This is a genomic window from Echinicola sp. 20G (assembly GCF_015533855.1).
Classification (GTDB): domain Bacteria; phylum Bacteroidota; class Bacteroidia; order Cytophagales; family Cyclobacteriaceae; genus Echinicola.
Genome location: NZ_AP024154.1, coordinates 3,177,037 through 3,196,928, shown reverse-complemented (window position 1 = coordinate 3,196,928; position 19,892 = coordinate 3,177,037). Strand labels below are relative to the sequence as shown.

14 protein-coding genes are annotated in these 19,892 nt (G+C 38.0%); 7 read left to right on the top strand and 7 right to left on the bottom strand.

Annotation, left to right across the window (positions count from 1 at the left end; all coding sequences use genetic code 11):
- Positions 1–357 precede the first annotated feature (357 nt).
- The 7 genes from JL001_RS13180 (at position 358) to JL001_RS13150 (ending at position 10,651) form a co-directional block, all read left to right on the top strand.
- Entirely contained in the window at positions 358–1,443 is a 1,086-nt protein-coding gene (locus JL001_RS13180) for an acyltransferase (RefSeq protein WP_200976662.1), read from the top strand.
- 112 nt (positions 1,444–1,555) lie between these two features.
- Positions 1,556–2,545: a glycosyltransferase family 2 protein gene (locus JL001_RS13175; protein ID WP_200976661.1), complete on the top strand. Its 990-nt coding sequence runs from the start codon at positions 1,556–1,558 to the stop codon at positions 2,543–2,545.
- Between the two features lie 115 nt (positions 2,546–2,660).
- A complete protein-coding gene (locus JL001_RS13170; RefSeq protein WP_200976659.1) occupies positions 2,661–2,960 on the top strand; it encodes a GIY-YIG nuclease family protein in 300 nt (99 codons plus the stop codon).
- 268 nt (positions 2,961–3,228) lie between these two features.
- Entirely contained in the window at positions 3,229–5,058 is a 1,830-nt protein-coding gene (locus tag JL001_RS13165; protein WP_200976657.1) for an ABC transporter ATP-binding protein, read from the top strand.
- A gap of 23 nt (positions 5,059–5,081) precedes the next feature.
- Positions 5,082–7,238, top strand: a complete 2,157-nt coding sequence (locus JL001_RS13160; protein ID WP_200976654.1) for a glycosyltransferase — start codon at positions 5,082–5,084, stop codon at positions 7,236–7,238.
- Between the two features lie 44 nt (positions 7,239–7,282).
- Positions 7,283–9,553, top strand: a complete 2,271-nt coding sequence (locus tag JL001_RS13155) for a glycosyltransferase (RefSeq protein ID WP_200976652.1) — start codon at positions 7,283–7,285, stop codon at positions 9,551–9,553.
- A 135-nt stretch (positions 9,554–9,688) separates the two neighbouring features.
- On the top strand, positions 9,689–10,651 hold the full coding sequence (locus JL001_RS13150) for a glycosyltransferase family 2 protein (RefSeq protein WP_200976650.1): 963 nt from the start codon (positions 9,689–9,691) through the stop codon (positions 10,649–10,651).
- 78 nt (positions 10,652–10,729) lie between these two features.
- Here JL001_RS13150 and JL001_RS13145 read toward each other — a convergent pair whose 3' ends face one another.
- The 7 genes from JL001_RS13145 to JL001_RS13115 form a co-directional block, all read right to left on the bottom strand.
- Entirely contained in the window at positions 10,730–11,758 is a 1,029-nt protein-coding gene (locus JL001_RS13145; RefSeq protein WP_200976648.1) for a thiol-activated cytolysin family protein, read from the bottom strand.
- A 231-nt stretch (positions 11,759–11,989) separates the two neighbouring features.
- Entirely contained in the window at positions 11,990–12,295 is a 306-nt protein-coding gene (locus tag JL001_RS13140) for a hypothetical protein (RefSeq protein WP_200976646.1), read from the bottom strand.
- A gap of 24 nt (positions 12,296–12,319) precedes the next feature.
- Positions 12,320–13,483 carry a glycosyltransferase family 1 protein gene (locus JL001_RS13135; protein ID WP_200976645.1) on the bottom strand — a complete coding sequence of 388 codons (1,164 nt, stop codon included), beginning with the start codon at positions 13,481–13,483 and terminating at the stop codon, positions 12,320–12,322.
- A gap of 331 nt (positions 13,484–13,814) precedes the next feature.
- Complete coding sequence (locus tag JL001_RS13130; protein WP_200976643.1) at positions 13,815–14,498, bottom strand: basic secretory protein-like protein; 684 nt, start codon at positions 14,496–14,498, stop codon at positions 13,815–13,817.
- Positions 14,499–14,730: 232 nt separating this feature from the next.
- The gene (locus tag JL001_RS13125; RefSeq protein ID WP_200976641.1) at positions 14,731–17,196 is read right to left on the bottom strand and encodes a glutaminase family protein; all 2,466 of its coding nucleotides are present in this window, start codon (positions 17,194–17,196) and stop codon (positions 14,731–14,733) included.
- 154 nt (positions 17,197–17,350) lie between these two features.
- Positions 17,351–18,823: an IPT/TIG domain-containing protein gene (locus JL001_RS13120; RefSeq protein WP_200976639.1), complete on the bottom strand. Its 1,473-nt coding sequence runs from the start codon at positions 18,821–18,823 to the stop codon at positions 17,351–17,353.
- A gap of 73 nt (positions 18,824–18,896) precedes the next feature.
- Positions 18,897–19,880, bottom strand: coding sequence for a DUF4973 domain-containing protein (locus tag JL001_RS13115; RefSeq protein WP_200976636.1), 984 nt, complete (start codon positions 19,878–19,880; stop codon positions 18,897–18,899).
- Between the last annotated feature and the right edge of the window lie 12 nt (positions 19,881–19,892).

The window sequence follows — 19,892 nt, the reverse complement described above, 5'->3', positions numbered from 1 at the left end:
ATTATTTTGGGTACTTTTAAATGATAAAACGCCAATGATAAGGCCAGTCAATACCCAAAAGTAGTTCAACCACCTTTATTACAGCTAGCATAAAACCGTCAGTTAATTGTAAATATCCTTCTCCATGCTTTTCAAGGGCTATTTTGATAGGCTTTCAACACCTTTAATTAAAAAGAACCGAAGCTGTTTCCCTCACGTTGTTGCAGGATTAATAGGATATGCTGACGGAAATTTCTAACTGAATTTACAAAAAATGTAATAATCACACTTAAAAATCTATCGAAACAATTCCTATCAAATTATCTAATCTTTCTCTTCTAGAAATATTATCCTTTATTTTGGGATAGAAATACTACATTGAACAAACTGCCACCTAAATATCTTCCAGCATTAACAGGGCTCCGGGCCTTTGCCGCCCTAATGGTGTTTTTTCACCACATTAATCCTTTGAAAAACGCCAATATCTCTCCTTTTTTAGTAAAAACAGTTGATGAAATGCACATCGGTGTTAGCCTATTCTTTGTTTTGAGTGGTTTTATTATTTCTTATCAATACTTGTTAACCCAACATTTCAACTACCGTTCCTATTTATGGAAGCGCTTTACCAGAATTTTTCCACTTTATGTTATTCTGACCTTGTCAACTTATGGAATTAAGTTTTGGTACTTCAAAAGTATTCCCGCAACTCAATTGTGGGAACTGTTTTTCAACATTACACTGTTGAAAGGTTTCTTTGAAAATTATATTTTCACAGGGATCGCACAAGCATGGACCTTAACGGTCGAAGAGTGTTTCTATTTGACCGCTCCCTTACTTTCAGCCTTTCTCTTTAAAAAACCCCAACTAAGGATTATAGCCATCACCCTCGTGGTCGTATCCACAGGTGTTGCCATCATAGCTACCCATCAGTTTCTACCTCTGTACGGCTTTATTCCAAATCTCAAATTTCTATTTAACTTCACCTTCTTTGGACGGTGTTTTGAATTCCTGGTTGGAATGTTTATCGCTCAATTATTCGTGAAAACTAAACATCATAAAAAGAGCTACTTCACCTTGATAGGAACCGCAGGGATTTTGCTCACCTTACTGACTCTGGCCCTATTATCAAAAAACGGTGCTTCAGGAGACAGTTACTGGGCAGGTATTTTCCTCAACAATTTTGTGCTGCCAGTTATTGGCATTGGACCATTGATCTGGGGGCTTTTAAACGAAAGAAGCCATTTGAGCACTTTCCTCTCTGCTCCATTGATGCAATTGTTGGGAAAAGCCAGTTATGCCTTTTATTTAATCCACATAGGACTCTTCAAAGACTATATTGGTATCTACATATCCAACATTTGGGTTCTATTGATCATTTTACAAGTGATCGCTATCCTACTTTTTGTTTTTGTTGAGAATCCGTTGAAAATATATCTAAGAAAAAAATTTAAGTTTAATTTATAATTATAGGTCACATCAACAGCCAAGAATTCTTTAAAATATCATCAAGTTATTGTCACATTCCATTGGATTAATCCGTACAGGTACCATTAGCTCACTAGAGAATTAGAAATTAATGCCCCAAAAAAGAAGCATATCCATCATCATCCCCAACTACAACGGAAGGCACCTGTTAGAGAAGTACCTGCCTACTGTATTCAAAGCGGCCCATATTTCGGAGGTTCCATTTGAACTGATTATAGTCGATGATGCCTCCAACGACTCCTCTGTAAGTTGGATAAAGGAGCATTTCCCTGCTATCAAATTAGTGGAAACCCCTCAAAACAAGGGCTTTTCCTACACCTGCAACCAAGGAATCAAAGTCGCAAAAATGGATTTGGTTTTACTGCTAAACTCCGATGTGGCTTTGGAGGAAAATTACTTTGAAACGCTCTGGAAGTACTTTGATCAGGAAGACACCTTTGGAGTAATGGGGAGAATTGTAAACTCAAAAGGTCAAATAGAAGACGCTGCCAGAATGATGGCTTTTCAAGGAGTTAAGTTCAAGGGTACCTACTTCTACTTTTGCACAGACACAAGCAAAAAGACACCTACAGCCTACCTTTCCGGAGCCAATGCCTTGGTGGATAGGAAAAAGCTATTGGCCTTGGGGGGCTTTGATGAGATTTACTCTCCTTTCTATGTGGAAGATGTAGACCTGAGCTTCAGGGCTTGGCGGATGGGCTGGAAGTGCTACTATGAGCACGAAGCGATCTGTCACCACGAAGTATCATCGACAACCAAAAAAGAACACAAGAAAAAAGCCCTATATCCCGTTCTGTATAGAAATAAATTTATTCTACAGGCTATTCATTTGGATGGGATAAAACTAAAGATGTGGAAAATTCAGCTAATGGTCATGGAAATTTTGCCAAGGCTTATAGTGGGAAAATGGTGGGTTTTAGATGCCTATAGGGCTTATTTAAAAAAGAAACCTGAGATCCATCTTTCAAGGAAAAAACTCAAAGAAGAAATGCTAAAACACCAAGGGTACAAGAGCCTCTTTGAAATCAAAGAAAACACCTTTGACACCATAAAGAAAGAATACATCAAACTGGTTAGATAAACAAATAAAACCATCTTGACGAATGAAACATTCCCATTCAATTTAATCGGATAGTTTAATCTTGATTCTGATCAAATTCAGAAAAGCTTTCAATGGCACTAAAGTCAATATATAAATGAAAAAAGGTGGATGTATTTACATAATGACAAATAAATATAATAATACGCTCTATGTGGGTGTTACATCTGACCTTATAAAAAGAGTCTATGAACACAAATCTGGAAATAACACTAAGTCATTTACATCTAGATATAACTTAAAAAAGCTAGTCTATTATGAGAATTTTCATTCAATTGAGGAAGCTATAGCAAGAGAGAAGCAAATAAAAGGCGGAAGCCGAAAAAAGAAAGAAGAATTAATAAACTCCCTAAATCCAGATTGGACAGATTTATGGGACGATATCCAAAATTGGTAAAGAGTCATCTCAAATAAAATGAAATAAACTTATCTGATCACCACCTTAAGGAAGAAGATTGCTTCGTCGTCTCTCCTCGCAATGACGAATAAAAAAACGTCATTGCGAATGCAGCGTCAGCGAAATGAAGCAATCCCATTTTGGTAAAAACAGTTTATTCAAGGCTTAGCTGGCAGACAGTCCCATAAGGCCTTTGACAATAAATAAAGTACCTTTGCAGAAAAATACAGCTGTACAAGTCCTTCGAGACTAAAAATAACAAAGACAATTGAAAACCTATTTTAGATTATTATCCTTTGCCAAACCCATTGAGAAGTTTGCCATACCCTACCTGATATTCACTTTATTGGGAGTGGTATTCAACACCCTCAACCTGGCCATGCTTGCCCCCTTGCTTAGCACCCTCTTCAATACACAGGATGGGGCAAATGAGGTGATGGCGAAACCAGAAAGTTGGACGGATATTTTTGGTTACCTGAATTATTACGCCCAAATGGCCAAGGAAGAATATGGGCCCTTGGGAGCCTTGCAGGCTGTCTGTGCCGTAATCATTATCTCTGTGCTTTTAGGCAACCTTTTCCGCTACCTTTCCCAATTGGTAATGGAAAACCTAAGAATTCACACCTTGTTGAACCTAAGAAAACGGGTCTTTGACAATGTCATGAACCTTCATGTAGGCTATTTTAGCAATCAACGAAAAGGTGACATCATCTCCAAAATTTCTTCTGATGTTCAGGTGGTTCAATTTTCGGTAACCGGCACGCTACAGGTTATTTTTAAAGAGCCTCTGCAATTGATTGCCTATGTTTTTATGCTCTTTGCCATCTCATATAAGTTGACCATCTTTTCTTTATTGGTTATTCCAGTCTCTGCTTTTTTTATCGCGCAGATTGTCAAAAGGCTTAAATCCCAGGCTTCCCAAGCCCAGCACCTCTATGGGGTCATGATCAGTTATTTGGATGAGGCATTGTCCGGAATCAAGATCATCAAAGCTTTCAATGCCACCGAAATGATCAAGGATAAATTCCATGATGAAAATGTCCGTTTTTCTTCTTTGGGCAAAAAAATGGCCAAGCGCCAACAGCTGAGCTCCCCGGTATCTGAGTTTCTGGGTGTGGCGATGGTTTCGGGAATCGTATTATACGGTGGCTCGCTGATCATCAACAATCAATCTGAGCTGAGTGCCTCCGACTTCATTGCTTATATTGCGCTATTTAGCCAAGTGATGCGTCCGGCAAAAGCATTGACCAACTCCTTTAGCTCTATACATTCAGGATTGGCAGCTGGTGAGCGAGTTTTGGATTTAATTGATGAAAAGCCAGCCATTTCAGATAAAAATAACGCTGCACCAATCAATGAATTCAAGGATAAAATTGAAATAAAGGATTTGTCTTTTAGCTATCCAGGCCGACCAGTACTGGAGGACATCAACCTGACCATTCCTAAAGGAAAGATGGTCGCTTTGGTAGGACCTTCTGGGGGAGGAAAATCAACCATGATGGACCTTATTCCAAGATTTATAGAACCTGATACGGGTCAAGTTTTAATCGACGGGACAGACATTTCCCATGTCACCATGGATTCGCTCAGGAACCTGATGGGGATGGTCAACCAGGAGTCTATCCTATTCAATGACAGCATCTTTAACAATATTGCTTTCGGCACTCCTCATGCCACTGCTGAGGAAGTGGAAGCCGCAGCCAGGATTGCCAATGCCCACGAATTTATCATGCAAACAGAAAATGGATACCAATCCAATATGGGAGACCGTGGGCTGAAACTTTCCGGTGGACAGAAGCAAAGGATCTGCATTGCCAGAGCGGTATTAAAAAACCCTCCCATCATGCTCTTGGATGAGGCCACTTCAGCCCTGGATACCGAATCAGAGAAACTGGTACAGGATGCCCTGAACAAGCTGATGAAAAACCGTACCTCTCTGGTCATTGCACACCGATTAAGCACCATTCAGAATGCCGATATCATCGTAGTGCTGGAAGAAGGCAAAATCATCGAACAAGGTAACCACCAAGAGTTGGTCACCAAAGATGGATTATACAACAAGCTGGTCAATATGCAGCAGTTTACCGAAGTAAGTTAATCAATCTCTCTAAACTGTTCCAAATGCAGACTTGGCTGGACAAAATGCTCCATAAAACCATTTATAAAATTGATCTCAAATATGCCAATTCGAGGAAAAGAACAGGGAAGTTTTCTTCTTTTTCTTCTCCTTCAATATATGGCCTTTATTTGCTTAGATTTTTTATAGCTGGCTTTAGGAATCTCAAACAGCAACGAATAACAGGAACCTATGAACAAGCTTCTGTTCTTAAGCTTTTGGGCCATAGTTATTATCCTGGAAAACTGGAAAAAAAACCTTCCCTTGACCTGCAAAACCCCGTTCATTTCGGAAGAAAGGAATCCCCAACTTTAACTGTAATCATTCATTCTGTGAAAGAGATGTCATCACTTTCACAATTATTGTACTCAATCAAATCTTCTTGGAAGGATGAGGTTAAGGTTATCGTAGTTTTAGAGGAAAGCCAAAAAGAGGTCATAAGCTTTTTGGATGAAAATACTTATGGTGTCGGCATCCATTTAATACAGTCAGAGGGGAAATTAATTTCTGCATTAAATGAATTGATTAGCTCAACCAATAGTGATTTAATTGCCTTTTGGAGTGGACAAACCATATTGGAATCTGGTAATCTTCAGGAACTGGTTCTAAATATGAAATCAAACCCGGATTGGACTGCAATTTCAGGTAAAATATTAGCTGAAGATGGGTTAATAAAAAGTGCTGGTTCATACATCAATCCTGATTTTGAATTAACCTATTATGGTAAGTTTGATCTACCCTCTCATCCAAAATATAATTTCATCAGGGAAGTAGATGCGCTTGATAGTGGTTTTGTAATATTTAATGTAAAAGAACTTCAAGCACAGAACGGACTAAATAATAATCATGAGTCCCTATCCCATGCTTTGACAGATTTGGCATTGAGGTTAAAAAAGAAAGCAGACAAAAGGACGATATATAATCCAATGCTTACCCTTTCATCCAAAGAAGAAGTAGGACATTTGGAAACGACTAAAAAGGACACCAATCTTTTAAAAACAAGCTATCCCGAATACTTTAACAATATTGAGCTAAACAATGAAGAGGAGCTCGTAAGAAGATTTCTACCCAAGAAAACCCTCCTTTTTATAGACATCTTCCTTCCAGAATATGATAAAGATTCTGGCTCCGTAAGGGCCTTCCATTTGCTAAAAATGCTAAAGCATCTAGGATATCATGTGATTTTTGTCCCTAGAAAGGGTGATAAAAACGATCCCTACTATACGGAGTTCAGAAATTTGGGATTAGAAATCTTATATGCTTATCCTGATAGGTCTGGGATGAAAAAGCTCTTGATAGATATTCTGCCATCTGTGGACACCGCATGGATTTGCCGACCTCAGCTGAATAAAGAATTTGAGTGGATTTTCAAACAAAATCCAAAAATCAAATGGATCTGCGACACCATAGACCTGCATTATATAAGACTTTCAAGAGAAGCTGAAATAACAGGAAGTCAAAAGCTAAAAAGAAAAGCCCATAAATTTCACCAATTAGAATTGGACTTAACATCAAAAGCTGATATATCCTTTACCGTAACTACCGATGAAAAAGAGTTATTAATGCAGCAGGGTATCAAGCGGGTAGAGGTAATCCCAAATATCCATGAGATCCATTCAGTTGCTGCATCTAAAAGTTATGCTGAAAGAGAGGGCATTCTGTTTATTGGCTCCTATAACCATCCGCCCAATATAGATGCAGTGGTTTGGATGATTGAAGAAATCATGCCCATTATCTGGAAAGAACATGCCATGCCTGTTACCCTTTTGGGCAGCGCACCAACTGAAAAAGTGAAGGCATTGGCCTCTGATTTGGTCAAGGTTCCTGGCTTTGTGCAGGATGTGGAGCCCTATTTTGTGAACCACCGCTTATTTGTAGCTCCCCTTCGCTATGGAGCAGGTATGAAGGGTAAAATAGGCCAAAGCCTGGCCTATCAGCTACCCATAGTCACCACCGATGTAGGAGCAGAAGGAATGGGCCTGAAAGATGGGGAAAATGTAATGCTTGCAGATAGCAAGGAAAAGTTTGTTGCTCAAATTCTCAAGGTTTATCAGGATGAAATGCTGTGGAAAAAACTCTCTGATGGTTCTGCCCAGGTATTGGAACCCTTATTACCAAATACAGTCAAATCCAGCCTCAAAAGAATACTAAATTCCCTTTAATTATTGTTTTAACTAATAGCTGAAAATTCCCTAAAAATTGAGATATGAAGATTTATAAGTGGATAGATAAATATAACAAAAGGTATTGCTTTAAGATAAACAGTAAGTATTATCGGGCCAAAGATCGAGGGAGAAGCAATTATTATAGATTACATCCAAAATTTTATCCATATTATTTGGTTAGGCTTACTGCCATAACTGTTGGATTGATATTGTTTAAGAAAAACATTCTTGAAGGGTTAAAGGACTCAATAAAAAAATCTTCATCATCATTTTATAACCCAGACAATAATACTCGCTTTTCAATTTATTTTAAAGAGATATTTTTAACCTTATTCGGTTACAGGTATTTTGAGCCAACTGGAATTTTACCATTATTATCAACAGAAGAAATTTTAAATTCCAACCTTTCTTTTGAGGTAGAGAAAAAACCAGAAGTATCTATAATTATTCCTGTTTTTAACCAATTGGCATTTACTTATAATTGCCTAAAGTCTATTCAATTAAACCTTCCGAAAAATCATACAATTGAAATAATCCTTGTGGATGATTGTTCAACCGACAGAACGGAAGAATTCTTCAAAAATAATGTCTCTGGAATACGCTATATCCGAAATATTGAGAATAAAGGCTTTCTATTAAACTGTAATAATGCCTCCAAAATAGCAAAGGGTAAGTTTCTTTATTTTCTAAACAACGATACTCAAGTCACCTCATCCTGGCTCGATCAGCTAATAAAACCATTCAATAATGAGAATACCGGTGCTGTAGGAAGCAAATTAATCTATGGACATGGGCTTTTGCAAGAAGCAGGGGGAATTATTTTTCATGATGCTTCGGGAGCAAATTATGGTAGAAATGATCTTCCCGACAGGCCTAGGTACAACTACATTAGAGAGGTGGATTACTGCTCTGGAGCCAGCCTTTTGGTTAAAAAGTCTGATTTCGAAAAATTAGGTGGATTTGATGAACAGCTTGTACCTGCTTATTATGAAGATACTGATCTATGTTTTGCCGTTAGAAATCAGCTCAATAAACAGGTGATCTACCAGCCCTTATCAGAAATCATACATTTTGAGGGAATTACATCAGGAAAGATTGCGAAGAAAAACTCGGTAAAAAGTTTTCAAAACATTAACAAACACAAGTTTCTTGATAAATGGAAACAAGTTCTTCAAGACCATAATAATGAATTTAATATACAGATTGCCAGCCGAAGGTTACTCCCTAAAAAACGATTGGTTTTTATAGACAATATTATTCCTGCTTATGATAAAAATTCAGGTTCATTTAGGGCATTTCAAATTCTAAAGATCATTAAAGATCTTAGGTATCATATTACTTTTATTCCTGATGATGCCAATAAGACCCAACCTTATTATGATAGTTTGTTAGAACTTGGAGTAGAAGTACTATTTAGATATCCCAATAGGCCTGGAATGATCAGAGAACTTAATTTCACCTTAGATAAATGTGATGTGGTTTGGATAAGCCGACCAGAAATGAATTTAGAGTTCAAATGGTTATTGGAAATGTTCCCAAACGCAAAGTGGATTTATGACACAGTAGATTTACATCATATTCGGATTGAACGCCAAGCCATACAAACTAATGATGAAAAGTTATTGCAAGAGGCCTCAAAGGTAAAAATACAGGAGTTAGAAATTGCAAAAGCAGCCAATTTCACCTTCACTGTCACAGAAGATGAAAAGGTTATGTTGGAAAAGGAGGGAATAAAAAATGTAAAAGTAATTCCCAATATTCATGAGCCAGAAGACATTACAAACAATTTGGATTTCGAGGAAAGGGAAGGACTTCTCTTTATTGGAGCTTACGATCACCCTCCAAATATTGATGCAGTAGTCTGGCTTGTCAACGAAATTATGCCTGAGATATGGAAAGAAATTCCTCATTTAAAGTTAACCCTACTAGGAAGCAAACCAACAGAGGAAGTGTTACAACTAAGGAGTGACCTTGTAGATGTACCAGGATTTGTTCAAGATGTTTCTGGTTATTTTTCCAATCATAGGTTATTTGTTGCTCCATTAAGATTTGGAGCTGGAATGAAAGGTAAAATAGGACAAAGCTTGGCCTTTAAACTTCCAGTGATCACTACTGACATTGGAGCAGAGGGAATGGGGCTTAAAGAAGGAGAAAATGTAATGGTTGCCAACACTAAAGATGAGTTTATAGCAAAGATTCTAAGTCTATATAAGGACAAAAAAACTTGGTCAAAGATTTCAAATAATTGTTTGAAAGCATTGGAGCCTTATTCAATATCGGCTGTAAGGTCCACCTTAGAAAAAATACTTTAATAAACTCAGATGATTAACTCTTTTATTAATCACCAACATGTTACTAAAATCAAAGTAATATAAACTATAAATAGTAGTTCCTTCTTATATAGATTGTTAACATAATAACACAAAATAAACTTACTTAACAGGACCGTGCCAAATAATTATAATCCAAAGGTATCTATAATTGTCCCTACCTATAACTATGCACATTTCATAGAGGAAACCATCAATAACATCATAGATCAATCCTATCAAAACTGGGAAGTGATTATTATTGATGATGAATCCACTGACAATACTTTTTCGGTAGTAAACAAAATTATTAATGGAGACAATAGGTTTATATACAAAAGAATAAAAAACAGAGGGAATGGAGGTGCTAGAAATGTCGGGCTAGATTTAGCCACAGGAGATTATATTCAGTTTTTGGATGCCGATGACCTTATCAGCAAAAATAAGATTGCGCTTCAAATAACATTTTTAAAAGAGTTAAATAAAAATATAATTAGTTACTCTGACTGTTACTACTTCAATAGTCAAAACCAAAAAAAACTTTTTCCCGACTTCGAGATGAAAGGGAACCAATGGATGCCAAAATTCAATGGGTTTGATGATTCTATTTTCCTTAGCCTTATCAGAAATAATTTTTCGGTAATTAGTAGCCCAATATTCTCAAGGGATTTTATAGAGAAAAACCACATACGTTTTAATGAAAAACTTAAGAGCAAAGTGGATTGGCTATTCTGGATTGAATGCTTAATTCATGGAGCTGAATTATGGTATTTTGACAATTTAAACGCAAACACATTGATAAGAAGGCATGATATCAGTGTGACAGTAGAAAAAGAAACAATTCAGTTCGGAGAATTAACCTTTAGGGACCAGCTTACAGAAGTGCTGAATTCAAGCTCTTTGAAAAGAAACCTTAAGGATGAGGCTATCTCATTAAACAATCAACATAAAAAATATCTTTTATTGCAAATCCTATCCAAAGCAGATTTTTCAAATATTAAAACATTAAAAACCTGTATTTCAAAAATTGGATTAACAAGAAGTCTCCTTTACAAATTCAAACTAATTAATTATGCCAGAAAGTCTAAAAAAACACAATAGAAGGCATAAATATGAAAAACGTCAACTAGGCAAATAACCATGCCATGACTTAAAGTCATGACATGGTTACTAAAACTTCTATTCTACTATTGTAGGCACTTCATAATCTGCTGAAAAGGTTACTTCGGCAAGTTCATTGGTTCCAATATGGCGCAGTTCAAAACTGACTATCGCCCCATATTTTCCTTCTCCATAAACAGGGTTTTCTGCCCCTAACTCCAACATGGACTTAAAATCTTTATAATCATTTAAACCATCAGATGATGTTGGAATTTCTAAGCCATTCCATCCCCTAGAAACACTGACAATAAATTTGGTATTTTCTAGTACCTGCTGCTGATCTTTCGAAAGCTCCTTATTTTCAATTAAACCCAACAAGGCTTTTTCTAGCTCTTCATAAGAACTGCTAGATTCAAAAAAGACTGCAGCCATTCTTCCCATATTAATTTTGGAAACATATACAGGAGTCATATCCTTAAAAGCTTCATCATCTGCAGACTCTTTAATTAAGGAAGAACCAGCTAGGACCTCCAAATCATAAGAATAATTAATGGTTTCTGAAAAAAACACCCCTCTACTTTTTCCGTCCTTTTCACCATATTTTATCTTATCGGGCACAGCATTTTTGAATATAAAAGCATTTTTCCCTCCCAATTCCATATACAAATGCTCCATGGAATAAATAGGCTTTATCCATTGCTCATGCGAAACAATATTTTCATTTGCATTGTCAGGTGGAGTGGGATTTAAATAGATCGATGTATTTTCAAATTCAAAGAAATTCCCATAGCTAGGAATCATCATTTGGCTGGCAGGATTTGCCCCCTCCAAGCTTGAATGAACGGCTACTTCATTATAAGTATAATTGAAAACATAATCATAATTGTCTTGAGAGACACTTTCCAAAGTAATCAATGCTCCTGGATATTGCATATAAGCATCCCTTTCCAACAAAGGAAATGAATTATAGGTTATCGACTCACGCTTTGCCTCCCATACAATTTCATTCTCTTCAACCTCACCGGTCTGATCTGGAACAATTTCCTCATCTTCTTTACATGAAAAAACACTTAACACTAAAAAACTAGCAATCAAAAACTTACACATAAATAAATTGGAATTTTAATATAATTTTAAATTTAGTGCAAAAATACACAATTATTTTATTTAAAAAGTATAACTTAAATCATTTTGAATATAGCTTTAAGATACTTCTTATAACAACCAGACCGTTAGTCAAATGCAAAACTTATCTTTCTTTAATATGACATTATTGACATTTTCAGTTTGGTCATAGTAATTGAAATGTATCTTTTTTGGACTCTATAAATACAGGTTTTATCTTAAAACAATTTGCTCAATTGAAACCCTGCTGATCCCGGCATTGCCCATTCCACAAGAGTAGACTCCACCGGAAAGGGTATAGTGTACATAGACTTCAAGATCGTCCACTTTAAAATCTTCCTTGAGGTTTTCAGGCCTAAAGAATTCATCATTGATGGCTATCAGCCAACCACAGCCATCCAATGCCATATCACCGGTGTACATCACCGTGGCTTCCGCTTCTATCAATGGTTTTTCCTCTTGTGTACAGGCTCCACAGCATGCCAAAATACCCAACATCATAATCGTTGTTTTCATCATTAAAAAATTGAGTTTTTATCGTTATTACGTAGCCAATACAGACTTGACGGGATAAGTTTCGAGTACTTCCTGATAAACATTCATGATGTCCCTTGAAATAATCTCCTGATCAAACCGGGCTATATTTTTGTATCCTCTATCAATAAAATTAGACCTTGTTTCCTCTCGGGACAACGCTTCAATATGCGCAATCAAGGTGTCAGGGTCGTCAGGATCTCCATAGAGTGCCGCGTCACCACCTGCTTCATGAAAACAAGATCCAGTGGAAGTAATCACAGGCGTTCCCATCCGCTGGGCTTCAATGATCGGGATTCCAAAACCCTCAAAATAGGAAGGATAAATAAACACATGAGCCATCTTATACATGGCTGGCAAATCATCGAAAGCCACATCATGTAAAAATATTACCTTTCTCTGCAGTCCATATTCCTGAACCATGCTTTTAAGGGTATTGACATAAGAAGTCGCTCTGCCCACCACCACCAGCGGTAAATCCCAATCTGACCTTGCTTTTAAAGCTTTTAAGATCAACTGCACATTTTTTCGCTTTTCAATGGTACTGACAAACAGCAGGTACTTTTCAGGAAGGTTATACTTTGCCTTTACCTTGGTCAATTGCTCTGGAGTAACTTCTTTGTTATAGTTTTCATGATACCCTTGATAAACCACCCGAATTTTATCTCTATCAATTCCCAAAAAATTCACCAGGTCTTCCCTAGTCTGTTGGCTGATGGCAATGACTTGGTCAGCATCTCTGCATGATCGCTCCATCTTCAATTTATAAATCTGTACATCGATGGGATTGAACAGCTCTGGGTAACGACAAAACAACAAGTCATGAACGGTCACCACATATTTGGTGGACTTGTTTTTGATATAAGGAATCTCATTGCTCAAGCCATGAAAAATTTCCAACTGATTGTCCAAGTGCTTCATGCCTTGGAATACACTTCTCCATGCACCAGAAAGCACTGGTAATTTCCAGAAATCAGTGGGTAAAACAATTTTCTGATTGGGGTTTTTGCATGCGATTGATATCTCGTCACTCTTGCGGCCATTGGCTGGAGTAAACAAAAAATAATTGTTGGTAGGAAAATTATCACTTAATGACTTAAGAATAAATCGACTGTAGTTTCCAAGTCCAGTAAAATTCTTAAAAGCACGTTTGGCGTCAAATCCTATTCTCATACAGCTGGTAGTTTGTTGGTTCAGAGGTCTTCTTGTCTTTATAACGACAAGACGGTCCAAAAAATGATTATGCTACAAAAGTTATTAAAATATTTATAAAAAAATATTTTAATCCCATATTTCTCACTATACCAACCCTTTACAAAATCCTCAGAAAAACTAAGGTTTTGCTATTTGTTCAACAATAAATGTCAAAAATCATTATTAATCCACTACTTATATCAAAAAAACAGCTTGGTAAAATAACTAGTTTGACGATTTCACACGAGCATTACTTTACCCTAATTTGGACAAGTCCTAAAACAATTTTAAAGTCACGGATTAAGTACACCTACACCTTTACCAACGGATTTAGGGAATATTCCTTCCATAAATCCTCCAAAGTTTTTCCGGTATAGGTCTTCCAAAGTTCTTTGCTGTAAGTTTTTTCCCTCATATGACTGTCCATCTTATGTACAAACTTCTTATCATAATGCTGATTGATCCATAAAAGAAAGCGGGCAGTTATTCTGTAGCTATTGTCATAACGGTGCTTAGGGTCAAAGTCTGGCAATGCCCACCCTGCACTTGCATTGTCAACGCCATAGGCATAACGCACATAGTCTGCGATCCCTTCTGTCAACCAACCGGGACCAGCACCACTGGGGTAAGCTTGAACCAAGTGCATTCCTTCATGGGTAATTACATCCATATCCCCTGGCTTTTTTTCCAGCCACTGTGAGGCAATGGTAATCTTTCCATCATGCGCATAAGCAACTCCATTATAAGTAGTGTCTATGGTCACCAAAACCCTTTTGGTTGCTTCTTTATTGAAATCTTTGACCATTTTTGGATAGACCTTAAAGAAAGTTTTGATTAGCCCTGCTTTTACTGCTACATTCAGGGACGGGTCTTGGTTCACTAGAGTTAACGTATATTTCCCTTTTGTGATGACTTCTTTATCTTCTTTGGCCTGAAGACCGTTCACTGCTAATAGGACAACACTTAAACCTAATATTAAGATTTTGATATTCATGGAGAAATATTTGATTTTAATTTTTGATAGCCCGTTTTTTTAAGGGGCGCTGATTAAAGGTAAAGATTTCGAATAAGACTCACCATCCATATTAATCATCTCTTTAAAAAACTTTGAAGTATAAAAGACTTCAAAGCTCTTTATGCTAAAATAGTCAATTGGTTGAATATAGAACGGGACTCCTCAACAATGTTCAGAGTCCCGAAATTATTAGGATTGGCTTTTCTACCGACTAATACAGCATTTTTATAAAATAGCCCCCTACCACTGATCTTGCTCTAAAATTCATTACATGGGCATCTTTCGTTTCATGCCAATCGCTGATCGGTACCCTGTTTGGGGTTTCATTGGCATATTTCCACATGGGTGCGATCAAAGTTTTGAAATCCTCTTGGCTATCTGCCAAAGAAGCTGTCCAGAAAACCCAATCTGATTTGGAATAGGTTTTCCTACTGTCCAGTGGCAAACCATATTTTTCCTGTTTGGTCAAATAATAGGTTATCTCCTTATCAGCAACTTCCTCGGGAAATACATTTAATTCCAGAATTTCATCCCATACCAAATTGTACTTTTCGCTCCATGTCCCAGGCCTTTCAAAAGCCAGCGTATAATGATCACCATCATCCGCCAGTTTCATCCACTTTTTGGCCATTTCCCTGGATTCATTGATATAATCAGCCTCCACTTCCTTTTGTCCCATCATCCCTGCCATTTTCCCATAAGCAGCCAAGGCTAAAATTGCCTTGACAGAAAGGTTGGCATTTCTTGCCAAATGACCAGCAAAATCATCCGTAGAAAGCTGATTGGCCGGATCAAAACCGCTTTTCCTCAAATACCTTGCCCAGATGGTCAGCACGTCCCAATGTTTTTTGGCATAGGCTGGATCATTTTCCTGATCCACGATAGCTGTTGTTAGCAAAAGCATATTGCCAGCCTCTTCAACTGGCATATCTTCTCCGTATGTTTGCCCATTGGCCACCGGATAAGTTCCAAGATCATGGGCTGGAAAGGGCTTTTTCCATCTCCCACTTTCGGAATAATGAAAGATTCCATTTAGCATACCTTTCATCAAATCAGGATTGTACCTTAAAAAAAGAGGAGCCGAAGGATATGTAACATCCACAGTGTTGATGGAGCCATTACTATTATTTTCTTTCGAAAGGAAAAGCAACTCTCCTTCCTTGCTTTCTACTAAAGTATGCGCAGCGATAGCCTGACGATAAGCTAAAACACACATATCGGCATACTTTTCTCCTCCAGACTTAATGGCTTCCTGATATAACTTCTTATCAAAAGCTTCGCAGCGCTTGATAACACCAGGATATTCATCTGCAGCTTTAGCCAATAAGTTTTCAAAGCTGCCTCCTTCTGAAGTCTTCCACCATGGCGCCAGATTCTCACCAAAATATTGGACCGCTATCTCTTCATCATATCCTATCAAAAACAATTGCTCTTTGGCCTTGGAACCAATATGCCCCATTTCCACCGCGGTATTTAACATCATGCTTCTTGACTGTAAACTTTCGTTTTCGGCATGATTATCTTCCCAAGTGCTTAAAATATTGCCTCCATCCTCTATCCATTGTTGGGTATTTTCATCTTTTGTAGTCCCCACATATAAGTGTCCCCAATCGATCCGAACATCATCGCCTTTTCTTCCCAAAGCATTTTGAGCAACTGTCCCTGCTTTCATAATAGCCATTCCCCCTTCCTGATATCTACTCGCCAATACTTCTTGACTAGGAATGTGGACAGCCAGGTCGGAGGAAACACCGAGGGCTATTTGAACATCATGTGCTTTCCCATCTTTGCTTTTAACTTTTGTAGTAATATAAGAAATGGGTCTAGCCATAAGGTCCAGATCATCCATTAGCAATGGAGAAGTGAAATTCACCGTCAGTGAGACACCTCCACAATCAAACTGATAATTGGTTTGGGTAGCAGAAAGTTGAACATTTGTTTGCACAGCAGGAACAATGTTATCCATTTCAGGCTGAAGGTACTGCTCTGCCAAACCTAAATCCAACCATCGGCCACCAGCTGTATTTATAATATGTACCGCTAGAACATTGCCTTTCTCCTGCAGGTTTTGTTGGATGCTTTGTGGGATCTCCACAAATTCAAAGCCTTGTAGCCAACCTTTCAATTCGTAAATCTGCTGGCCATTTAAAAACACCTCAATATTATCATCATGATTGATTTTAAGAAAGAGTTTACCCAAGCTTTCAATATCCTTTAGATCAAAACTTCTTCGCAACCAAAGCTGATCCGTTTTCCATAAGGTGCCATTTTGATCTGCCTGATCTGTAAATGGAGCCTTTCCTTTCTTCCAGGCACGGTCATCAAAATCCATTTGCTCCCACCCAGCCTTTGGGGCACTTGCTGTATAACTCATGCTATACCCCTTTTGCTCAGACGTAGGAAGTACAGTATTATAATATTGTTTTTCCTTGCCCAAAAAACGATAGGGCTTACCATCGACTTTGATTAAACCTAGAAGACCATGATCCTTGGTAGTCCAATGTTTTGGAGACTCCATATTCAGTTGATCGGTCATGGACCAGATGCTAAAATTAGGATTATGGGTAATTAAAGGATAGGCCGGAGCCCTCAGCTTCTCTTGAGCCTTGGTCTCCGATCCATAGATTAGGCCCAAACCCAGAGCCATCATTACAATTACGCTTTTTACTCGATTCATTATTTATTTAATATTGTGAATTAGTTTTGCCTGTCGGCGATTTTAGTTGATTTAATAAATGAAATATTGATTTGGATTAACTTTTTGCTCGTATTTCTAAAAAGGGCTACTTAGAATAAGCCCTTTTATGCATTCATATTGACAATCATTTTCATTAATCCTCTGTTTCTTCTCCCGGTTCGCTCTCATCCAATTCTTCCAATGCTATTTTACGAATGCGGTGATTCATCTGATCTCCAATGTAAAATGCCTTATCTTCCTCACTATAGGCGATCCCGGATGGTCTGTCAAAACGTGCCTCTTCCCTCAAGTCTCCATCTACATAGCCCCAAGGGTCAGGGTTGATGCTTGAACTGCCCCTTCCGGCGAAAGTAGTCACACTTCCCTCAGGCGTTAATTTTCGGATAGCGTGATTGTGTTGATCAGTAAAATAAAAGTCATATTGATCTGGCTTATCCTCATCCAAATAGGTTTCATTCTTTACAAATACGCCCTGATAAGGGTTTCTTAACCGTACATCAGAGCCAACACCATCCTGATAGCCATCCCCTCTAAGTTGTCCGCAAACCAAATAAGGCTGGTTGAATTGCTCCTTTTCCCAGTTATAGTCCACACGGAGGATGTAGTGTTGGTTGATAACCATAATGTAGGCGTAGTTACCTGTAGGGTGCATAAATATCTTATATTCCCATCCCGGATCATGAACCACAAACAAGGTCTCATAATCTTTATCCCCTAGACCTTCATCAAAATATTTATTCAGGTCAAAGCGGAAAAACTGTCCCTTCTCATAGCTGTTAAAATAAAGCTCTCCATTCACTGGATGAACTGATGCACCATTACACTGCCTGTACCTAGTCAAAATTTCCCTGTCCTGCCAATCTTTGTCTCGGGATAAACGGTAGGTGGCGCGGTCGTTTTCCCCTCCACGGTCTTCTGCAATGATCATATATTGTCCATCAAGCGTGAAATCAATACTGCGGGGCCTGTCAAAATCCGAGCGTTTTTTGGTTACAGTGCTGTCTTCCAAATCAATTAGGTAAAGACCATTATTAAAGTCAAAGGTTACCCATAAATGCTTAGGGTTAAGTGGATCAAATTTCATAAATGAAGGCTCCCAAAACCCACTCGCCATCTCACTCTCATCTTCCGACTTGAATTTTCCATCTTTCCAAGGTTCATCTCCTCTGTCATTTTTGTAGCCCACCAAGGTCGACACCACCATTTTACGCTCATAGTCAAAAAACTTATCTGAACTGGAGATTCCTTGACTGTCACCTCTTCCCACTCGGACCTCTATATCTCCTTTGAATGCCTGCCTAGGAACCAGACAATAAAGGGCCTCTCCATTTACATTGATTACTTTTGCCTCTTTTCCTCCGATAAATACAGATACGATATCAGCATCAGTGCCGAAATTCTTTCCATAAATCACAAGCCGCTGCCCAGCTCCGCCAGATTTCGGGGTGAAATCTGATACCACCACTGGTTTGGATGAGTCATAAGGTGGCTGTTCCACCATGTCTTGGTTGTCAATCTGGCAACTAGACATAAAGACCATTATCAAAGCCATCATCAAATAGAGATTGCTAAAGCCTCTTTTTATATATATTATATTTAAACGCATAGTTTTTAGTTTTAAAATTCACAATACTGATCAGGTGCATTTCCCACTTTCAAGTGTATCGCTACGTTTCTTTCTACCATTCTATTGCCTGGTCTTCATCAGGAATCTGGGTATTTAATTGACGCTCCAAAATCAAAGAACCTGAAACCTTATAATTGATATCAACATTGGGTACCATGGTATAGTCTGAAAACTGATAATCAATATTATTAATGGTGATGTACCGGTGTAATAGGTATGGCCTAACATCGTCCATCTGTTCCATGATGGTATAGCTTGCATCCTTATTCACCTGAAGCTTCATTTCTGGATTATCAGTATAGAAAGTAACTGCCCCCGTACTGTGAAAAGTCGCGTAAATTTTATAGTTCCTACGGTCTTGCCTGTCTTCATCGATATTTCCTGCATAAAAGAAAACCGTGTTTTCATCCACCACATAAGAGCGGATTTCTTCTTTTACAATAGGTGTTTCATCCTCATAGCCCTCCATGGTTGTTTTAAGTGCTGTCCCACTATAGCTACCCGAGTAATCATTAAATGGGTGAATTCGAAGGATAGCTTTACGGTAGTATTTCCTCGGGTTGGCGATGTAATTGTAGGATGGGTCATCCTGAATGGTCAGAGGAAGCACCCACTTATCTACCATATCGATATCTTTTAGGGTAAAATCAATGGCCATCAAAGAAGTGTTCTCTCCAGCTTTAATGTCCACCGTGGAAGGAATGGAAAAATATTCGCTGCTTAATTCCCTGTAATAAAAATCCTCACGGTTTTGGAAGTGCTCATAATTCAATACCTCCAAGGTATCCGAATCTACTGCTACATGAACGGTTCTGTCCAGACCATTTGTAGTCGATCCGCTTACAATCAAAGGTTGCTGGAAGGTAGTTTTCTCTTCGCCTTTATAGCGGATATAGATATCACACACTCCCTCGCTATTCAGCGGCGCTTTAAATGATATATAATTCTCGAATTGTTCTTCAGTCCACTCATCATTGCATGCACCGCTAATGATAAGCAATGAAAGTAGAAGAAACGACATATATGATTTTTTCATGATAGTTTGTTT